This is a genomic window from Mesorhizobium sp. WSM4311 (genome assembly GCF_002295115.1).
Taxonomy (GTDB): Bacteria; Pseudomonadota; Alphaproteobacteria; order Rhizobiales; family Rhizobiaceae; genus Mesorhizobium.
The window spans coordinates 627,365-646,384 of sequence record NZ_NSFV01000001.1 but is presented as its reverse complement, the minus strand read 5'-3'; the positions used below and the strand labels follow the sequence as shown (position 1 = coordinate 646,384).

The 19,020-nt window shown below is 64.2% G+C and carries 18 protein-coding genes; 4 read left to right on the top strand and 14 right to left on the bottom strand.

The window, feature by feature from the left end; genetic code table 11:
- Positions 1-104 precede the first annotated feature (104 nt).
- The 12 genes from CK226_RS03145 to CK226_RS03090 form a co-directional block, all read right to left on the bottom strand.
- Entirely contained in the window at positions 105-758 is a 654-nt protein-coding gene (locus tag CK226_RS03145) for a protein-L-isoaspartate(D-aspartate) O-methyltransferase (RefSeq protein WP_095790981.1), read from the bottom strand.
- Positions 755-1,513 carry a 5'/3'-nucleotidase SurE gene (surE, locus tag CK226_RS03140; RefSeq protein ID WP_095772855.1) on the bottom strand — a complete coding sequence of 253 codons (759 nt, stop codon included), beginning with the start codon at positions 1,511-1,513 and terminating at the stop codon, positions 755-757. The genes CK226_RS03145 and surE overlap by 4 nt, the downstream gene beginning before the upstream one ends.
- Positions 1,513-2,817, bottom strand: a complete 1,305-nt coding sequence (serS, locus tag CK226_RS03135) for a serine--tRNA ligase (RefSeq protein ID WP_095790980.1) — start codon at positions 2,815-2,817, stop codon at positions 1,513-1,515. The genes surE and serS overlap by 1 nt, the downstream gene beginning before the upstream one ends.
- Positions 2,818-2,921: 104 nt before the next feature.
- A complete protein-coding gene (tatC, locus tag CK226_RS03130) occupies positions 2,922-3,797 on the bottom strand; it encodes a twin-arginine translocase subunit TatC (RefSeq protein WP_095790979.1) in 876 nt (291 codons plus the stop codon).
- Entirely contained in the window at positions 3,794-4,519 is a 726-nt protein-coding gene (gene tatB / locus CK226_RS03125) for a Sec-independent protein translocase protein TatB (protein WP_095772858.1), read from the bottom strand. Before tatB ends, tatC begins: the two co-directional genes overlap by 4 nt.
- A gap of 30 nt (positions 4,520-4,549) precedes the next feature.
- Positions 4,550-4,771, bottom strand: coding sequence for a twin-arginine translocase TatA/TatE family subunit (locus tag CK226_RS03120; protein ID WP_010909892.1), 222 nt, complete (start codon positions 4,769-4,771; stop codon positions 4,550-4,552).
- A 180-nt stretch (positions 4,772-4,951) separates the two neighbouring features.
- Entirely contained in the window at positions 4,952-5,716 is a 765-nt protein-coding gene (gene scpB, locus CK226_RS03115; RefSeq protein ID WP_095787504.1) for an SMC-Scp complex subunit ScpB, read from the bottom strand.
- Entirely contained in the window at positions 5,713-6,516 is an 804-nt protein-coding gene (locus tag CK226_RS03110) for a ScpA family protein (protein ID WP_095773095.1), read from the bottom strand. Before CK226_RS03110 ends, scpB begins: the two co-directional genes overlap by 4 nt.
- 63 nt (positions 6,517-6,579) lie before the next feature.
- Positions 6,580-7,599: a beta-N-acetylhexosaminidase gene (gene nagZ / locus CK226_RS03105; protein WP_095790978.1), complete on the bottom strand. Its 1,020-nt coding sequence runs from the start codon at positions 7,597-7,599 to the stop codon at positions 6,580-6,582.
- A gap of 152 nt (positions 7,600-7,751) precedes the next feature.
- Positions 7,752-11,099 carry an SPOR domain-containing protein gene (locus tag CK226_RS03100; RefSeq protein WP_095790977.1) on the bottom strand — a complete coding sequence of 1,116 codons (3,348 nt, stop codon included), beginning with the start codon at positions 11,097-11,099 and terminating at the stop codon, positions 7,752-7,754.
- Between the two features lie 103 nt (positions 11,100-11,202).
- Positions 11,203-12,960, bottom strand: coding sequence for an arginine--tRNA ligase (gene argS / locus CK226_RS03095; RefSeq protein WP_095790976.1), 1,758 nt, complete (start codon positions 12,958-12,960; stop codon positions 11,203-11,205).
- Positions 12,961-13,020: 60 nt separating this feature from the next.
- Positions 13,021-14,235 (bottom strand): deoxyguanosinetriphosphate triphosphohydrolase, encoded by a 1,215-nt coding sequence (locus tag CK226_RS03090; RefSeq protein WP_095790975.1) that lies wholly within the window; start codon positions 14,233-14,235, stop codon positions 13,021-13,023.
- 76 nt (positions 14,236-14,311) lie between these two features.
- Here CK226_RS03090 and erpA point away from each other — a divergent pair, with 76 nt between their 5' ends.
- From erpA to CK226_RS03070, 4 genes are all read left to right on the top strand, one after another.
- Positions 14,312-14,659 (top strand): iron-sulfur cluster insertion protein ErpA, encoded by a 348-nt coding sequence (erpA, locus tag CK226_RS03085; RefSeq protein ID WP_019858570.1) that lies wholly within the window; start codon positions 14,312-14,314, stop codon positions 14,657-14,659.
- 4 nt (positions 14,660-14,663) lie between these two features.
- Positions 14,664-15,056 (top strand): VOC family protein, encoded by a 393-nt coding sequence (locus CK226_RS03080; protein WP_095787499.1) that lies wholly within the window; start codon positions 14,664-14,666, stop codon positions 15,054-15,056.
- 7 nt (positions 15,057-15,063) lie between these two features.
- Positions 15,064-15,858 carry an exodeoxyribonuclease III gene (gene xth, locus CK226_RS03075; RefSeq protein WP_095787498.1) on the top strand — a complete coding sequence of 265 codons (795 nt, stop codon included), beginning with the start codon at positions 15,064-15,066 and terminating at the stop codon, positions 15,856-15,858.
- Positions 15,859-15,949: 91 nt separating this feature from the next.
- Positions 15,950-16,267, top strand: coding sequence for a hypothetical protein (locus tag CK226_RS03070; RefSeq protein WP_179300951.1), 318 nt, complete (start codon positions 15,950-15,952; stop codon positions 16,265-16,267).
- A 47-nt stretch (positions 16,268-16,314) separates the two neighbouring features.
- On the opposite strand, the gene CK226_RS03065 is transcribed toward CK226_RS03070, so the two are convergent.
- A complete protein-coding gene (locus CK226_RS03065; protein WP_095787497.1) occupies positions 16,315-17,145 on the bottom strand; it encodes a tetratricopeptide repeat protein in 831 nt (276 codons plus the stop codon).
- On the bottom strand, positions 17,132-18,856 hold the full coding sequence (ilvD, locus tag CK226_RS03060; protein WP_095772867.1) for a dihydroxy-acid dehydratase: 1,725 nt from the start codon (positions 18,854-18,856) through the stop codon (positions 17,132-17,134). The genes CK226_RS03065 and ilvD overlap by 14 nt, the downstream gene beginning before the upstream one ends.
- Positions 18,857-19,020: the final 164 nt, after the last annotated feature.

Genomic DNA, 19,020 nt, shown 5'->3' with positions numbered 1-19,020 from the left:
ATGGTTGATACCGAGAACCGGAGCGGAGCGTACTTCAGTACGTGAGCACCGGCAGCGCAGGTGTCAGCCATTTGCAGGCCGGTCTCACCTGAATATCAATGCTCCTAGATGACCGCAGCTATGCTGCGCAGGATCGGCTGCAGCCGCACGAGGCCGATGTCCTCGCGCTCGAAACGGCTGCCGACCTTGGTGAGCTTGGCCAGCACCTGCTCGCCCTCCTCTGGCCCGATCGGCGCGATGACGATGCCGCCGCTCGACAGCTGGTCGAGCAGGAAGCGCGGCAGGCTGTCGAAGGCGGCCCAGGCGACAATGCGGTCGAACGGGCCTTCTGCAGGCAGGCCGCCGGAGCCGTCGGACTGGCGCACGATGATGTTGCCGATGCCAAGCGCCTCGAAACGCTGCCTGGCCTGCTCGACCAGGGTCTTGTAGCGGTCGATGGTGACGATCCGCGCCGCCAGCCGTGACATCACCGCCGCCGTATAGCCGGAGCCGGCGCCGATCTCGAGAACGCGGTTTCCCGCTTCGATGGCAAGGGCCGCGATCACCGCCGCCTGCATGTCGGCGCCTTCGATCGCCTCGCCGCATTCGATCGGCAGCATGCGGTCGGACCAGGCGAGTTGGTGGAAGTGGGCCGCCAGGAAGCCGCGCCGTGGTGTCGCCTCGAAAGCCGCGATCAACGCCTTCGGCACGGTTCCCCTGCCGCGCAGGCGCAACAGGAAAGCGGCAAATCCTTCGCGGTCATCGATTGGCAGATTCATGCAAGCGCCTTGCTCAGCTGGTCACGGATCTCATGCGCGGTGAGGTCGAGCTGCAACGGCGTCACCGACACCAGACGGTTGCGCAGCGCGTGGAGGTCGGTGCCTTGCTTGCCCTCGACCGGCTCGCGGCCGAAGCGCAGCCAGTAGTAAGGCAGGCCGCGCCCGTCACGGCGCTCGTCGACCCACAGGCTGTGCACGAGTTTTCCTTGTGTGGTGACCACCGTGCCCGCGACCTCTTCGGGAAGGCAGTTGGGAAAATTGACGTTGAGAAGCACGCCGTCCGGCAGCGGCGTCGCGACGAGCTTCTTCAGCAGTGCCGGCGCAAGCGCCTCGGTCGTTTCATAGGGAACGATGCGATCCTCGCCGACATAGGAATAGCCCTGGCTAAGCGCGATCGAGCGGATACCGAGCAGCGCGCCTTCCATGGCGCCGGCGACGGTTCCCGAATAGGTGACGTCGTCGGCGATATTGGCGCCCGAATTGATGCCTGACAGGATCAGGTCGGGCGCGCCGGGCAGGATCTTCTTCACCCCCATGATGACGCAGTCGGTCGGCGTGCCGCGCACGGCAAAATGCTTCTCGCCGATCCTGCGCAGCCGCAGCGGCTCCGAGATCGACAGCGAATGCGCATAGCCGGACTGGTCCTGCTCCGGCGCCACCACCCAGACATCGTCGGAGAGTGTGCGCGCGACGCGTTCGAGCGACGCCAGGCCCTCGGCATGAATGCCGTCGTCATTGGTCAGAAGAATGCGCATTACTTCGCTTCGATCTTTGCCAGACCGCCCATGTAAGGCCGCAGCACTTCAGGAATGGTTACGCTGCCATCCTCGTTCTGGTAGTTTTCGATGACGGCAATCAGGGCGCGGCCGACGGCGGTGCCCGAACCGTTGAGCGTATGGACGAAGCGATTGCCCTTGCCGTCCTTGTCCTTGTAGCGCGCGTCCATGCGGCGCGCCTGGAAATCGCCGCAGACCGAACAGGACGAGATTTCGCGATAGGCGTTCTGGCCGGGCAACCAGACCTCGATGTCATAGGTCTTGCGCGCGCCAAATCCCATGTCGCCGGCGCACAAAACCATGGTGCGGAACGGCAGTTCCAGCCGCTTCAGCACTTCCTCGGCGCATTGCGTCATGCGCTCGTGCTCGGCGAGCGAGGATTCCTGGTCGGTGATCGACACCAGCTCGACCTTGTAGAACTGGTGCTGGCGCAGCATGCCGCGTGTGTCGCGGCCGGCCGAGCCGGCTTCCGAACGGAAGCACGGCGTCAGCGCGGTGAAGCGCAGCGGCAGCTTTTCATGCGCGGTGATTTCTTCGCGCACGAGATTGGTGAGCGGCACCTCGGCGGTCGGGATCAGGCCAAGCCTACCCTCCCCATGCGGCGTGAAGAACAGGTCTTCCTCGAATTTCGGCAGCTGGTTGGTGCCGAAAAGCACTTCGTCGCGCACCATCAGCGGCGGGATCACTTCCTCGTAGCCGTGCTCGGTCGTATGCAGGTCGAGCATGAACTGGCCGATCGCGCGTTCCATCCGCGCCAATCCGCTCTTCAGCACGGTGAAGCGCGAGCCCGACAGCTTTGCCGCCCGCTCGAAATCCATCATGCCGAGCGCTTCGCCGACCTCGAAATGCTCCTTCACCCAGTTCGGCCGCGTCGGCACCTTGCCGACAATGTGTTTGACGACATTGTCGTGTTCGTCCTTGCCGACCGGCACATCGTCGAGAGGCACGTTGGGCAGCACCGCCAGCGCGTCGGTCAGCGCCTTGTCGAGCTCGCGCTCACGCGCCTCGCCATTCTGGATGAAGGTTTTTATATCGCCGACTTCGGCCTTGAGTTTTTCGGCAAGAGCGGCGTCACCCGAACGCATGGCGTTGCCGATCTCCTTCGAGGCGGCGTTGCGGCGCTCCTGCTTGGTCTGCAGCTCGGTGACGTGTTCGCGCCGCGCCTCGTCCCTGGCGATCAGATCATCGACCGTGGACTGCGCCTCGCCGGCCGACCACGAGCGCTTCACCAGCGCCTCGACAAGGGCCTTCGGGTTGTCGCGAATCCATTTGATGTCAAGCATGGTTTGAACGCTCCTGAGCTAAGCTCCGAGGGCGTAAACCGCATCCTTGACCGATGCAAGATGAGGCTGGGCGGCGCTTGTCGTTTTCCGCCGCCGCTGAGGTCTTACGAGGCAGCCGACGCCGGAGGCTCGTCCGGTGTCTTGTCGACCACGGTCTCCCCGGCTTCCTGCTTCTCACGCGCCAGGCGCTCGCGCTCCTGGCTGCGCTCGATCAGCCGGGACGACCAGATGGCGACCTCGTAGAGCAGGATGGTCGGGATGGCCAAGCCGATCTGGCTCATCGGATCGGGAGGCGTCAGCACGGCGGCGACGACGAAGGCGATGACGATCGCCCATTTGCGCTTCTCGGCCAGCGCCTTGGACGACAGCATGCCTACGCGCGTCATCAGGCTGGTCACCACCGGCAGCTGAAACACCAGGCCGAAGGAGAAGATCAGCGTCATGATCAGGCTGAGATATTCCGACACTTTCGGCAGCAGCGAAATCTGCACCTGCTCGTCCGTGCCGGCCTGCTGCATGGCGAGGAAGAACCACATCACCATCGGGGTGAAGAAGAAATAGACCAGCGAGGCGCCCATCAGGAACAGGATCGGCGACGCGATCAGGAACGGCAGGAAGGCGTTGCGCTCGTTCTTGTAGAGGCCGGGCGCGATGAATTTGTAGATCTGCGTGGCGATCAGCGGAAAGGCGATGACCATGCCGCCGAACATGGCGAGCTTGACCTGCGTGAAGAAGAATTCCTGCGGCGCGGTGTAGATCAGCTCGACCTTGTGCGGGTCAAGACCCGCCCATTTCGTCGCCCATCTGAAGGGGACGACCAGAAGGTTGAACAGCCTCTTGGCGAAGAAGAAGCAGACCAGGAAGGCGACGAAAAAGCCGCCGAGCGACCAGATCAGCCGGCGGCGCAACTCGATGAGATGCTCGATCAGCGGCGCCGACGACTTCTCGATCTCGTCCTTTTCCTTGTCCGAAACGCTCACTTGGCGGCTCCAGCCGTCTTCTTGGCCGCCGGCTTCTTCGCCGGCGCAGGCTTCGGTTCGGCTTTCGCCACGGTCTTTGCCGCAGTCGCCTTGGCGGCGGCAGGCTTCGTCACGGCCTTTGTCGACGCCTTAGGCGCGGGTGCGGCTTTTACCGTCACCGTCTTCGCGGATGTCGAGGTCTTGGCTGGCACCTTTGCCGCCGGCGCGGCCTTGGCGGCTTTCCTGCCCGCCTTCGGCGTCACGGCAGGTCCCGTGGACGCCACCACCACCGATTCATCGGTCATGGCCGGGAAAATCGGCGTTGGCGGCGTTGCTCCCGCGGCGCTGACGCCAGGCATTTCCGTCGCGCCGTTCTTCAACGGCTCGGACGCCTGCGGCGCCGTAGCCACCGGCGTTGCCGGATCGGCGGCCGGCTTCGGCTTCATCGCCGAGTCGACGCCGGCACGCACATCGGCCGCAGCCTGCTCGAACGGATTGAGCTGTTTTCTGATCTCGGCAACGGGGCTGAGCCCCCTGAGCTCGTCGACCGACTTCTTGACGTCGTCGAGTTCCGCTTCCTTCAGCGCTTCGTTGAACTGTTTCTGGAAGTCGGCGGCCATGGCGCGCAGCTTCGCCGTCGTGCGGCCAAAGGTGCGCAGCATATTGGGCAAATCCTTCGGCCCGACGACCACGATCATGACGACCGCGATCACCAGCATTTCGGTCCAGCCGACTTCAAACATGGCACTCTGTTCCGACTAGAACTTTTTGGCTCAGCTCTTGCTGGCTTTTTCCTTCACGGCCGAAACGGTCTCGTCGGCACGGTGTTCGACGGTGCGCTTGTCGTCGGCGACGTCGTCGTCTGCCATGCCCTTCTTGAAGCTCTTGATGCCTTTGGCCATGTCGCCCATCAGCTCGGGAATCTTGCCGCGGCCGAAGACCAGCAGCACGATCACCAGCACGATCATCCAGTGCCAAATCGAAAATGAACCCATAGCAAATCTCTCTCGAATGTTTTCCCTGGCGATGATCTATGCGTTTTCGCGTTGGGATTCAAACACAACAGCGACAGAGTTTATGAAAGGGTGACGGATGTCACGCTTTTTCGACTCGCTGGCCCGCTACCAATCGGCGCATCTACGACCTATCGGCGCGCTTGGACAGAGCGCCAGTGGTCAATCTTCCGTGACGCGTGGCGTCAGCAGGCCGAGTTCCTCGAGATCGATGTCGGTCAGCGGATCCTCGTCTTCCGTCAGCACGTCGGGATCGGCCGGCGGCTGCGGGATGGAGAAATTCGACGGCATGCGGCCCGAGAGCAGGCCCGCCCCCTTCAGTTCTTCCATACCGGGAAGATCGCGGATTTCCTCGAGCGCGAAATGATCGAGGAAGGTTTCGGTGGTGCCATAGGTGACGGGGCGGCCAGGTGTCTTGCGGCGGCCGCGCATGCGCACCCATTCCGTCTCGAGCAGCGTGTCGAGCGTGCCCTTCGACGTCTCGACGCCGCGGATATCCTCGATCTCGGCACGCGTCACCGGCTGGTGATAGGCGATGATCGCCAGCACTTCGAGCGCCGCGCGCGACAGCTTGCGCTGCTGCACCGTATCGCGGCTCATCAGGAAGGCGAGATCGCCGGCGGTACGGAAAGCCCAGGCGTCGCCGACCCGCACCAGATTAACGCCGCGCCGGGCGTAGACCTGCTGCAGCTCGGCCATGGCCAAAGCAACGTTGATGCCGTCGGGGAGGCGCGCGGCAAGCTGCTTTTCGCTGACGGGTTCGGCGCTGGCGAACACGATCGCCTCCGCCATGCGCACGGCCTCCGCAATATGCAGGCGCTCGGCCGGGTTCTGCATCGGATCCTCGGCCGAAGTCCGGTCGAGCTCGCCTTCCAGCTCATCGTCCACCTTGAAGGGGATAACCGAAGCGTTGGCGCGTTCGCTCATGATGCCACCTCGACTGCCTTGATTGCCGGTGCGCGGTGATCGCGCAGATAGATTGGCGCGAACACCTCGTCCTGTCGCAGATCCATCTTGCGCTCGCGCACCAGTTCCAGTGTCGCCGCGAACGAGCTGGCGATCGCCGTGCGCCGCTCTTCCGGGCTGGTCATGTATTGGATGAGGAAGCTGTCCAGCGCCGTCCAGTCGCGCAGCGAGCCGATCAGCCGGGTCAGGATGTCGCGCGCGTCCTTGAGCGACCAGACGCCACGCCTGGCGATCGTTACATTGGTGATCGCCTGCTTCTGCCGCTGCTGGGCATAGGCGGTCAGGAGATCGTAGAGCGACGCCGAATAGGCGTTGCGCTTCTCGATGATCACCATTTCGGGCATGCCGCGCGCGAACACGTCGCGGCCGAGGCGATTGCGGTTGACTAGGCGGGCCGCCGCATCACGCATCGCTTCCAGCCGCTTCAGCCGGAACTGCAGCACGGCCGCCAGTTCCTCGCCGCTCTCGCCCTCTTCGCCCGGCTGCTTGGGGATCAACAGCTTCGACTTGAGGAAGGCGAGCCATGCCGCCATCACCAGATAGTCGGCCGCAAGTTCGAGCCGCAGCGCCCTCGCCTTCTCGACAAAGGCCAGATACTGCTCGACCAGCGCCAGGATCGAGATGCGCGCCAGGTCGACCTTCTGGGTGCGGGCAAGATGCAGCAGAAGATCGAGCGGGCCTTCGAAGCCGGCCACATCGACGACCAGCGACGGGTCGCCGGTGACGCGTGAATCGTCATTCTCGGCCCACAGGCGGTCCATCGGTGCGGCCTTCGCGGCCTTGCCTTCCAATGTTTCCGCCACTGCCTCTGTCACTTCCCTTGGTTAGGCCACCGCATCGAAATAGGTGGCGAATTCAGCGCGTATCTCGGTTTCCTCTGCCGCGTCGCGTTTCCTTATATAGGTCAGCGCCCGCTTTGCACGCTCCAGCGACTTGCCTTCAAGCCCCGTGGTGCGCGACGCAATGCCCGCCATCTCCTCGAAAACGCCGTTGCAGTGAAGGACCAGATCGCAGCCCGCCGCAAGGATCGACGCCGCCTTTGTCGGGAAATCCCCAGAAAGTGCCTTCATCGAGGTGTCGTCGCTCATCAGGAGCCCGTCGAAGCCGATGTCGCGGCGGATGATCTCGTCGATGACCTTGCCGGACGTCGTCGCCGGGTTCTTGGGGTCGATGGCGCTGTAGACGACATGCGCCGTCATCGCCATCGGCAGGTCGTTGAGCTCTCGGAACGGGGCAAAGTCATGCCGCTGCAGGTCGCTGAGCGACGCGTCGACCGTCGGCAGCTCGAAATGCGTGTCGGCAAAGGCCCTTCCATGCCCCGGAATGTGTTTCATCACAGGCAGCACGCCGCCCGACATCAGGCCTTCGGCGGCGGCACGGCCGAGCTCGATGACCGCGCGCGGCTCCTTGCCGTAGGCACGTGCGCCGATGACGTCGCTGGCGCCTTCTATCGGCACGTCGAGCACCGGGAGGCAATCCGCGGTGATGCCGTAGCGCAGTAGATCGAAGGCGTGCAGGCGCGCCATCAGCCAGGCAGCACGGGCACCGGCGTCATGATCGTCGCGCCACAGCGCACCAAGCGCCCCGCCCGCCGGGTAGTTCGGCGCCAGCGGCGGCCGCAGGCGTTGCACCCTGCCGCCTTCCTGGTCGATGAACACCAGCGCGTCCGGCCGCCCGATACAGTCGCGCATCTCGGCGACGAGATCGCGGATCTGCTCGGTCTCGCCGATGTTGCGGGCAAACAGGATGAAGGCCCACGGGCATTCATTGCGATAGAAATTGATTTCTTCGCGGGTGAGCGATTTCCCGGCACAGCCGAGGATCATGGATTTTGATTCGGTCATGCCAGAAGTCTAGGGCTTCGCGCGGCCAAAGGGAATCGTCTGGAAATACATGCGGTCCGACGCCCGAAAATGCTTCCACATGAAAAAGCACTGGGCGTATGAAAAAACCGGCGCGACCTTGGGCCGCGCCGGCTTTGATTGGTTGAACGCGTCTAGCGCGACACGAAGCAGTTGCCGCCGGCGGCCTTGTAGCTGGTGCACAAATTGATGGCATCGTTGCGTGACTGGGCCACAACGCGGACGCGGTAGAACGTGCCCTTGCCGGCTATCTCGGCCTTGACGATGTTGGCGGTGCGGCCGGCAAGCACGCTGCCATAGCGGCGCTGCAGATCCTGGTAGGTCGACTGGGCGCTTTCCACCGTCGGCTGCGAAGCAACCTGCATCGACCAAGAACCGCTGCCGGTAGCCGTCGTTGCCTGGTCGATGGAGGCGACCTGATCGGGCTTGACCTCGCCGACCACGTCGACGGGCTGGTCGGATGGACGCTGCGGCGCGATCGCAACCTTGGCCGGCGTATTGGCCGACTGCGCCTTGGCCGGTTTGGCCGCCGGCTTGAGGGCCGGCTCATCGCCCGATTGGGCCGCGGCGGGCGCCACGGTGCCGGTCTGGTCGGCATCGGCGGACGGCGCGACGTGCTGCGGCGCCGGATCGCTCGGTTCAGCGGCCGCCACCTGCGGCGCGGCCGGCGCCGGATCGTCGCGCGGCACCAGCGAGCCGTCCGATTTGACCACCATCGTCCTCACCTTGCGCGGTGCGACGGCGACGACATCGGTGTTGTTGCCCTTGTCGGTATCCTGCAGCACCTGCGCGATGCGATCCTCGGACTTGGGCGCTGGCGCCGCATTGTCGGTCGGCGCAAGATTGCCAGCCGGCGCCGCACTGGCGGTCGGCGCGGCATTGCCGTCATCGGCTCCGCCGACGACAGCACCCTGGCCGGCAGAAGGATCGGCGGCACGGGCCGGATCCTTCGCCTGCACATCCACGGGAACCTCGGTGTTGGTGACAAGCTTCTGCTGCACCGGTTCGGCGGGCTTCGCGCCCTTAACCACCGCGTCGTAAACCTTGTTGTCCTGGTTCGGCACCACGGTGCCGCCCGGATTTTCCGGCTTGACCTTGATCGGCGAATTGTCGGCCTTGACGATCACCGGCGCTTCGCTGCCGCCCTTGCCGCCGAAAGACAGCGCAAAGGCGCCAAGACCGCCAGCGACCGCCACGGCACCGACGATCGCCGCGATGAACAGGCCACGCCGGCCCGACGGCCTGGCCGCTTGCCGCTCGCCGAGACCCGGAACGGACATTGCTTCGTCCAGTTCAGGATCATAGTCGAGCTCATCGACGGTGAAATCGTCCGCCTGCGAGACCGGCTGGCTGCCAGGCAGACTGTCGAGATCGAAGCCGTCGGCAGCGTCGGCATAGCCGGTGTTCGCTGCAGCACGGGCGGGCATTTCCGCCGGCCGCGCCGCATAGGTCCGCGCTTCCGGCTGAAGGGCCGGTTTGACCCCGCCATAAGCCGGTTTGGGTTCTTCGTACGCCGACGCATGATAGGCCGATTTGAATCCGCCATCAAAGGATTCATCGGCATAGGCAGCGCTGCTTGCGGGTGCGGCTGGAGCAGGCGCGACCTCCACCGAATTCATTTCCGTCAGAAGGCTGGCGAACTCTGCGTCGAGATCGTCATAGCCTGATGCGGCCGGTTCATCTTCCTCGAAATGCAGTTCCGGGATGTCGAGATCGTCCGCCAGCGCCACGACGCGCTCCGGCACATCGACCGTTTCGACATCGGGCATCTCTTCGTAGCGCGACGACTGTCGCGGCTGCGGTGCGGATGCGGGCGCCGCATAGGGCGCGGCCGCAACCGGCTCGGGCGCGCGGTAGGGCGGCACCACAGCCGCCGCTGGGGCCATTTCAGGCGCGGCGGTCCTTGCCGTCATCGAAGCGGCCGGCTGCGCCGCGAATGCCGGCTGTTGGGGAACCGGTGTCACGCGGCTCCACGAACGGGTCGGCTCGGTCGGTGCGGAGCGTTCGGCCAGCCAATCGGGGGAATCGGTCTGATCCTGCCGCCAAGCTGCCTCGTCGCGCGGATCGAGATCCCCGGCCAAGGCCGCGTCGAACGCATCATCGTCGAAATCGATGTCGCTATGATCGGCGGCGTCCGTGCCCAGATCCTGGCCGTGAAGCTCATCGAGCGGCAGATTGTCGAGATGCGGATCCTCGGTCGCATGTTCGTCGAGATCCCAGTCGAGATCGGCAGGCTCCTCGGCGGCCTTTGCCGGCGCGGGAACATACGACTGAACGGGAGCAGTGGCCGGCTGAGCCGCAACGGGTTGAGCGGCGGCGGGCTCGGGCTCCTTGGCCGGCGGCGGCGTGCGCGCCGTCATGGCGCCCAGAAGTGCGTTCAACTCGTCTTCGAGGCTACGCTCGTCCGCCACGGGGGCCGGCGCCGGCTCGGCCATGACGGCTGCCGGCGTTGCCGGAACTATCGGCTGGACCGCGGCAGCGGCAACCTCGGCGACCGGCTCTTCGGCAGGCTCGGCGAACGAGTCGTCCAGGTTCAGATCGAAATCATCTTCCGAAACGGCTTCGGAGCTCGAGAACTCGTCCATCGCATCCACGGCATGAGCGGGCACTTCGTGCGCTTCCGCCGCATCAAAGGCCACCGGCTGGTCCGCCTGAACCTCAAAATCCATATCGACATCCGCCATGGCGTCGTCGAAATGCCCCTCGAAATCCTCGTCGGCGATCGCCTGGGTTTCATTCGCGGCGGCCAGCACCGGCTCCGGATAGTCGACCGCGGCCGCATGGGGCTGATCCGCCGAATGGTCGTCGAGCATCAGCTCGTCTTCGAGCGAAATCGCGACCGCATCGTCGAATTCGTGCGCGGCGGCCGGCTCGACAGCCATCGGCACTTCGGCAACGGCATGCTGGGGCTCGACGGCTTCGTCCTCGATCTCGGCGGCATGGTCCTCGACGTGGAAATCCTGGTCGAGCGAAGCGGCAAGCTCGTCTTCCATCGGCAGGTCGTCCTCGAAGGGCGAAACGTCTTCGAGCGAACTGGCGACGGCATTGTCGAAATCGGCGTCGAAGGCAGGCTCGACGGACGGCGCGGCTTCGGCAGCGCCAGGGTTGGCATGGCTGGCGACGAGCCCCTGCTCGTCGGCACCCGCGAGGTCCAGATGGAAATCGTCGTCGAGCGACAGCGCAAGATCGTCGTCGGCCGCGTCTGTGGCAGCCGTTTCGAATGCCGGCTCATGAGCCTCGACAACCGGAGCGGCGACACTGTCGCCAGCGTCGAACTCGCCCATCAATTCCTTTTCGAGGTCGATGTCGAAATCGTCCTCTTGCACGGGCTGACTGGCAACAGCGGCCTGCGGCTCGACCCGCGCCTGCTGCTTGACTGGCTGGCGTGGGTCGAATCCCATGATCCTGGTCAGTTCCGCGAACGGATCATCGTCAGTGATGTCGTTGTTGTCGGCTACTCTCAGCTGGGTTCTGTCTGCCATTATTGTTCCCGAACTCGCACTCATTCGGACGCCATGGACGTCGCGCAGGGTTGGCCCTTACCAGCGCAATGTGGGCAAAAGGTGACAGGTTTTTTAGTCAAACCTAACGCATTTCGGTGGGCGCAGCGGCTCCGATCAACGTCAGGCCGGACGTCAGAACGTCCGAAATAGCCTGCACCAGCCCTAGTCTGGCATGCGTCAATTGTCGGTCGTTAACCTTAACAAAACGTAAGTCCGGATTATCCGTACCCCGGTTCCAGTGTCCGTGGAAACTGGAAGCCAGGTCATAAAGGTAAAATGCCAGCCTATGCGGCTCCAGCGCAAGAGCCGCGGATTCGATCAGGCGTGGATATTCGGCGAGCTTGCGGATCAGGCCGATCTCGCCCTCGTCGGTCAGCGAAGCCGCGGCGGCAGCCAGGCTCTTGCGATCGAAATTCGCTTCGCCCAGCTGCCCGCTTGCCTGCCGGAACACCGAATGGCAGCGCGCCGAGGCGTACTGCACGTAAAACACCGGATTGTCCTTGGACTGTTCGGTCACCTTGGCGAAATCGAAATCGAGCGGCGCATCGCTCTTGCGATACAGCATCATGAAACGGATGGCGTCGCGGCCAACCTCCTCCACGACTTCCCGAAGCGTCACGAAATCACCGGACCGCTTCGACATGCGAACCGGCTCGCCCTCACGAAACAGCTTGACCAGATTGCACAGCAGGACGGTTAGTTTGACCTCGTCACCGGCAATGGCCCGTGCCAGCGCCTCCAGCCGCTTGACGTAACCGCCATGGTCGGCGCCCAGCACATAGATCAGATCGACGAAACCGCGATCGACCTTGTCCTTCAGATACGCCACGTCGGCGGCGAAATAGGTGAACGCGCCGTCGGACTTGACCAGCGCCCGGTCCATGTCGTCGCCGACCGCGGTCGAGCGGAAAAGCGTCTGCTCGCGGTCTTCCCAGTCGTCCGGCTTCTCGCCCTTGGGCGGCGGCAGCTTGCCCTTGTAGATGTGGCCCTTCAGCGTCAGGTCGTTGATCGCCGAACGGATTTTCCTGGCATTGTCGGTATGCAGCGTGCGTTCGGAGAAGAACACGTCGTGATGCACGTTGAGCAGCGCCAGATCCTCGCGGATCATCGCCATCATCGCATCGATGGTGCGGTCCTTGACAATGGCCAGCGCCTCGTCATCGGGCATCTGCATCAGCGAACGGCCGAACTCCTTGACCAGCGCCTGACCAACCGGCACCAAGTAGTCGCCGGGATAGAGCCCGGCCGGTATTTCGCCGATGTCGTCGCCCAGCGCTTCGCGGTAGCGAAGGAAGGCCGAGCGCCCGAGCACATCGATCTGCGAGCCGGCATCGTTTATGACATATTCCTTGGTCACGTCGTAACCGGCAAACGCCATCAGATTGGCGAGCGCGTCGCCGACAACGGCGCCCCGGCAATGGCCGACATGCATCGGCCCCGTCGGGTTGGCCGAGACATATTCGACATTGGTTTTCCGGCCGGCGCCGATCGTCGAGCGGCCGTAATTGCGCCCCTCGCCCAGAAGCGCCGACAGGTGCGCCTGCCAGAAGCCGTCCTTGAGCCGGAGATTGACGAAGCCGGGGCCGGCAACCTCGGCGGCGGCGACATCCTTGTCATCGCGCAACGCCAACGCCAGCCTTTCGGCTAGCGCGCGCGGGTTCTGGCCGGTGGGCTTGGCCAGCACCATCGCCGCATTGGTCGCGAGATCGCCATGGCTGGCGTCGCGCGGCGGTTCGACGGCAATGCGTGAAAGGTCGGGCGAAACGCCGTCCTTGTCTTTCAGATCAAGCGCTTCGACAGCCTTTGTGACTCGCGCGGTGAAATCGGCGAAGATGTTCATGGGTATTGCTCTGGCGGTTTAGGCGAATCCGGCTCATTGGCCGGCAAAATCGCGCTCGCCCTAGCTCAAATCCGGGGTGCGGTCAAACAAACGCCTGTGTTCCTTGAGCGCATAGGTGTCGGTCATCCCTGCCAGGAAATCGGCGACGCTGCGCGCCTTGATGCGATCCTGCGCCCGGTCCAGCCCCTCGCGCCAGCCGTCCGGCATGGCGCGCGAGTCGTCGAAATAGACGTCGAACAGGTCCCTGACGATCTGCTCGGCACCGGCGCGCACCCGCATCACCTCCTCGTGCCGGTAGAGGTGCTTGTAGAGAAAGGCCTTCAACTCCTTCTCGGCCGCGGCCATCTCGGCGGAAAAGCTCACCATCGTCTCGCCGGCCGCCCTCACCGCGTCGGCGCTTTGCGGCCCGACACGTTCCAGATTTGCGGTCGTCGCGACGATGACATCCTCGACCATGGCGGTGATCTGCCGCCGCATCAGTTCGTGACCGGTGCGCACGTCATCGAGCCTGGGATAGCGTTGGCGCACGTCCTCCAGGATCTTCCCCGGCAGCGAGACGGTTTTCAGCATGTCGAGCGTCAGCAGCCCTGCCCGCAACCCGTCGTCGATGTCATGCGTGTTGTAGGCGATGTCGTCGGCGATCGCCGCGCACTGCGCCTCGATGCCGGCGAACCGGTCGAGTTCGAGATCCTGCAGCTGCGAATAATCGCGGATCGCTTGCGGCACCGGCCCTTTCAGCCCCTTGCCACTGGCATCGGTCAGCGGGCCATTGTGCTTGACCAGGCCCTCCAGAGTCTCCCAGGTCAGGTTCAGCCCGTCGAATTCGGCGTAGCGCGCCTCCAGCCGCGTCACGATGCGCAGCGACTGGGCGTTGTGGTCGAAGCCGCCCCAGGCCGCCATCTTGTCGTTCAGCGCGTCCTCGCCGGTATGGCCGAAGGGCGTGTGGCCGAAATCATGCACCAGCGCCACCGCCTCGGCGAGATCCTCGTCGCCACGCAGCGCCCGCGCCAGCGCACGTGCGATCTGCGCCACCTCGATCGAATGGGTCAGCCTTGTGCGATAATGGTCGCCTTCATGGGCGATGAAGACCTGTGTCTTGTGCTTGAGCCGCCGGAACGCCGTGGAGTGGATGATGCGGTCGCGGTCGCGCTGGAACGGCGTGCGGGTCGGGCTCTCGACCTCGTCGAACAGCCGCCCGCGCGAGCGCGCCGGATCGGTGGCATAGGCCGCGCGCGGCCGATAACCGAACCCGATGTCGCCCAACTCATTGGTCATGGCTGATGCTGCCGCAGTTGACTTGGCCCCTTGCGCTTCATACCTATCATGTGAAACCGAAAGCAAGGTGACGCCGATGGGCGCTGATGCCAAGACCGCCATGAAAGTGGACATGACCGAGGCCGCCGCCAGGCGGATCGCCAAGATTGTCTCTGGCGAGGCCGGCAAGACGGCGTTGCGCGTGTCCGTCGAAGGCGGCGGCTGCTCTGGATTCTCCTACAAATTCGACCTGGTCGACACGCGCAACGATGACGACGTCGCCATCGAGAAGGACGGTGCGACCGTGCTGATCGACGATTTGTCGCTGGTCTATATGGGTGGCTCGGTGATCGACTTCGTCGACGATCTGATGGGTCAGTCCTTCCAGATCCGCAATCCGAACGCGGTCGCCTCCTGCGGCTGCGGCACGAGCTTCTCCGTCTAGCGGCATGCCGGCCATCGGCGCGGTCCGTCAGGTCGCGCTGTCGGCCGGACGCAATCTTGATTCGACGCTGGCCTTCTGGCGCGATGTGCTCGGCATGGCCGTTCATGCCCGCTACGATCCGCCGGGCATCGCCTTCATCATGGCCGGCGATGTGAGGCTGCTGTTCACCGACGGCGTTCCGGCCGGCATAGTCTATCTCGACATAGCGGGCATCGAAGCCTTCCACGCCGAGGCGAAAGCCGCGGGCGTCCCCTTCACCGCACCACCGGCGCTCGTGCATCGCGATACCGAAGGCACCTTCGGACCACCGGGGGAAAGCGAGTGGATGGCCTTCCTAAAGGATCCCGCAGGCAATACGATCGGCCTGGTGGAACGCCACCCGCCGCAGGAAGAATAAGACCGTCATGAAAATCGTCACCTGGAACATCAACGGCATTCGCGCCCGCATCGGCAACCTGACCCACTGGCTGACCGAGAGCGCGCCCGACATCGTCTGCCTGCAGGAGATCAAGACGGTCGACGACCAATTCCCGCGCGCCGAGATCGAGGCGCTGGGCTACAATGTCGAAACCCATGGCCAGAAGGGTTTTAACGGCGTGGCGCTGCTGTCGAAGCTGCGCTTTGACGAAGTTATCAGAGGCCTGCCCGGCGACGACACCGATGAGCAGGCGCGCTTCATCGAAGGCGTGTTCTCGACCGACAAGGGCGCGTTGCGCGTCGCCTCGCTCTATCTGCCGAACGGCAATCCGATCGATGACGAAAAAAAATTCCCCTTCAAGCTCTCATGGATGGCGCGGCTGGAGCGTTGGGCCGAAGAGCGGCTGAGGCTGGAAGAGGCGCTCGTGCTGGCCGGCGACTACAACGTCATTCCCGAGCCGATCGACGCGCGCTTTCCGGAAAACTGGCTGGGCGACGCGCTGTTCCAGCCGCAGACGCGGCAAGCCTTCCGCCGGCTGCTCAACCTCGGTTTCACCGAAGCGGTGCGCGCGGTCACCGATGCACCCGACACCTACACCTTCTGGGACTATCAGGCCGGCGCCTGGCAGAAGAACAACGGCATCCGCATCGACCATCTGCTGCTGTCGCCGGAGGCCGCCAATCGCTTCTCGTCGGCCTCGATCGAAAAACATGTGCGCGCCTGGGAAAAACCATCGGATCACGTCCCGGTGGCGATCGACCTCGCTCTGCAGCCGGCCTGACCGGGAACCCTTCGGCCGGCGAATTGCCCCGGCCTGTGTCGCCACAACGACGTTGTATCGCCACAAATCGGGCGCATGATGGAAAATCATCATGGCGGCCGGGGTTCCCATGACCATTCGATTTTTTGCTTGTCCGATCGGCTTGGCATTTGCCACGGCCACCATGGTGCCGGCCTTCGCCGCCCCCGAATGTCTTGCCAATGGAAAATCCTATCCGGTCGGTCAGGTGGCCTGCCTGACGGTGGCCGACCAGAGCCACCTGGCGCGCTGCGAGATGGTGCTCAACAACACATCCTGGACGAAGATCGGCGACAGCTGCCCCGGAAACACGATGGCGCCGCACCTGCACGTCACGCCGATCTCGACGCCCGCGCCAAGCATGGTGCCGACAGAGCCAACCGAGAATTGATTTTGTCGCTTAATTGATCTCCCCGTGGAGGAGAGCGGCAGACGACCTTACTGGTCCGCGTTGGTGGTGCCCTTGGTCAGGATGTCATCGGCCAGCGAAATCGCCGTGCGCCGGTCGGCCTCGCCTGCGGCGGCGAAAGCCTCTTCCTGCATGCCGCGGATCCAGGGCTGGTCGGCAGGCGACGCGCGCTCGAGTGCGGCGGTCATCATCGCCAGGCCGCGAACGATCTTGCCGCTCTGGAACAAGAGATGGCCAAGCGTCGCCTGCGCGCCGGCATGGCCCTTCTCGGCGGCGAGCTGGAACCAGCGTCCGGCCTGCTTGACGCTGGCCTTCACGCCACCCTCGCCCTTGAGGAACATCTGCCCCATCTCGAACTGGGCGTTCGGGTTGCGGTAGTTGGCGGCGGCACGCATGTAATATTCCTGGGCCGCCACCTCGTTCTCGGTGACCGGGCTGCCGGGAATGCCCTTGCGCAGGTAATCGCCGAGCGCCACCAGCGCGTCGGAGACGTAGCTCTCTTCTGGCGAACCGGGCTCGACGTCCTGGTCGACGATCTCGGAGAAGAACTTGAACGCCTCATAGTCGTCGCGCGCCACGCCGTCGCCCTCGGCATACATGCGGGCAAGTTTCCAGGTGGCGCCGATCTGGCCGTTTTCGGCGGCGTATTTATAGGCTTCGGCGGCCTGTTCCTTGTGGCCGTTCTTGTAGGCGGAGAAGCCGAACTGGAACACCGCCCAGGGACTGGACTGTGGCTTCACGCCGGTTTTGTCGTCGAACACCTTGTCATCGAAGGCCAAAGCCTGGCCCACGGCGCCAAAGATCGCCGCAGCGACCAGTGCCGGAAGGACAGATGACCTCAACAACTCAGATATCCGCATAGCAGTGTGTTTCTTTCGCACCGCCCGGATGGGTGACCGCGCCATCCCTGGCCGACCCGACCGTCTGTGCGTATTTCCATATCGCGCCCGACTGATAGTCGGTCGTGCGCGCCTTCCATGTCTTGGCCCGCGCCGCCAGTTCGGCCTCCGACAGTGCCACCTCGATCGTGCCGTTCACGGCGTCGATCGAAATCACGTCGCCATCCCGGATGAGGCCGATCGGGCCGCCCACCGCCGCTTCCGGCCCGACATGGCCGATGCAGAAGCCGCGCGTCGCGCCCGAGAAGCGGCCGTCGGTAATCAGCGCCACCTTGCCGCCCATGCCCTGGCCGTAGAGCGCTGCCGTCGTCGACAGCATCTCGCGCATGCCGGGACCGCCGCGCGGCCCTTCGTAGCGAATGACCAGAACCTCGCCTTCCCTGTAGTTGCGATGCGTCACCGCCTCGAAACATTCCTCTTCCGAATCGAAGCAGCGCGCCGGGCCGGAGAATTTCAACTCCGCCATGCCCGCGACCTTCACGATCGCGCCTTCGGGGGCAAGGTTTCCCTTCAAGCCCACGACACCGCCGGTTTGGGTAATTGGTCTGTTGGCCGGGCGGACCACATCCTGGTGTTCATTCCAGGAAACGTGCTCCATGTTTTCGGCCAAAGTGCGGCCAGTGACCGTCAGGCAATCGCCATGCAGATAGCCGTGATCGAGCAGCGTCTTCATCAGGAGCGGAATGCCGCCGGCCTCGAACATGTCCTTGGCGACATATTTGCCGCCAGGCTTGAGGTCGGCGATGTAAGGCGTCTTCTCGAAAATCCTTGCGACGTCGAAGAGATCGAATTTGATGCCCGCCTCGTGCGCGATCGCCGGCAGATGCAGCGCTGCATTGGTCGAGCCGCCGGTCGCCGAAACCACGGTCGCCGCGTTCTCCAACGCCTTCAGCGTGACGATGTCGCGCGGCCGGATGTTTTTGGCGATCAGCTCCATGATCTTTTCGCCGGAGGCGAAATTGAAGCGGTCGCGCATTTCGTAAGGGGCCGGCGCACCGCAGGAATAGGGCAGCGCGAGACCGATCGCCTCGGCGACGGTCGCCATGGTGTTGGCGGTGAACTGGGCGCCGCAGGAACCGGCCGACGGACAGGCCGCCTGCTCGATTTCGAGCAGCTCGGCATCGCCGATCGTGCCGACCGAGTGCTGTCCGACCGCCTCGAACACGTCCTGCACGGTGATCTGCCGGCCGCGATAGCTGCCGGGCAGGATCGAACCGCCATAGATGAAGATCGACGGCACGTTGAGCCGCACCATGGCCATCATCATGCCGGGCAGCGACTTGTCGCAGCCAGCGAGGCCGACCAGCGCATCGTAGCAATGGCCGCGCATGGTGAGCTCGACCGAATCGGCGATGACCTCGCGCGACACCAGCGACGACTTCATGCCCTGGTGGCCCATGGCGATGCCGTCGGTGACGGTGATGGTGCAGAATTCGCGCGGCGTGCCGTTGGCGGCGGCGACGCCCTTCTTGACCACTTGCGCCTGGCGCATCAGCGAGATGTTGCAGGGCGCGGCTTCGTTCCAGCAGGAAGCAACGCCGACCAGCGGCTGCGCGATCTCGGCGGCCGACAGGCCCATGGCATAGAGATAGGACCGGTGCGGCGCACGCGCCGGACCGACAGTCACATAGCGGCTAGGGAGCTTAGCCTTTGAAATGACCTTGGCGTCCATTCTCATCCTTGCCGCGGGCGGTGCGGCCTGCCCCGTCGCCGAGCCTTTTGGCGCGTGTCCCGAGACAGGTTCGAGGTGCGCCGGGTTTATGGCGGGAAATGGGCAATTTCCCCGACCTGACTTCTAGCGCGGGGGTTGTTCAGAAAGTGTTGCCAAAACGTCAC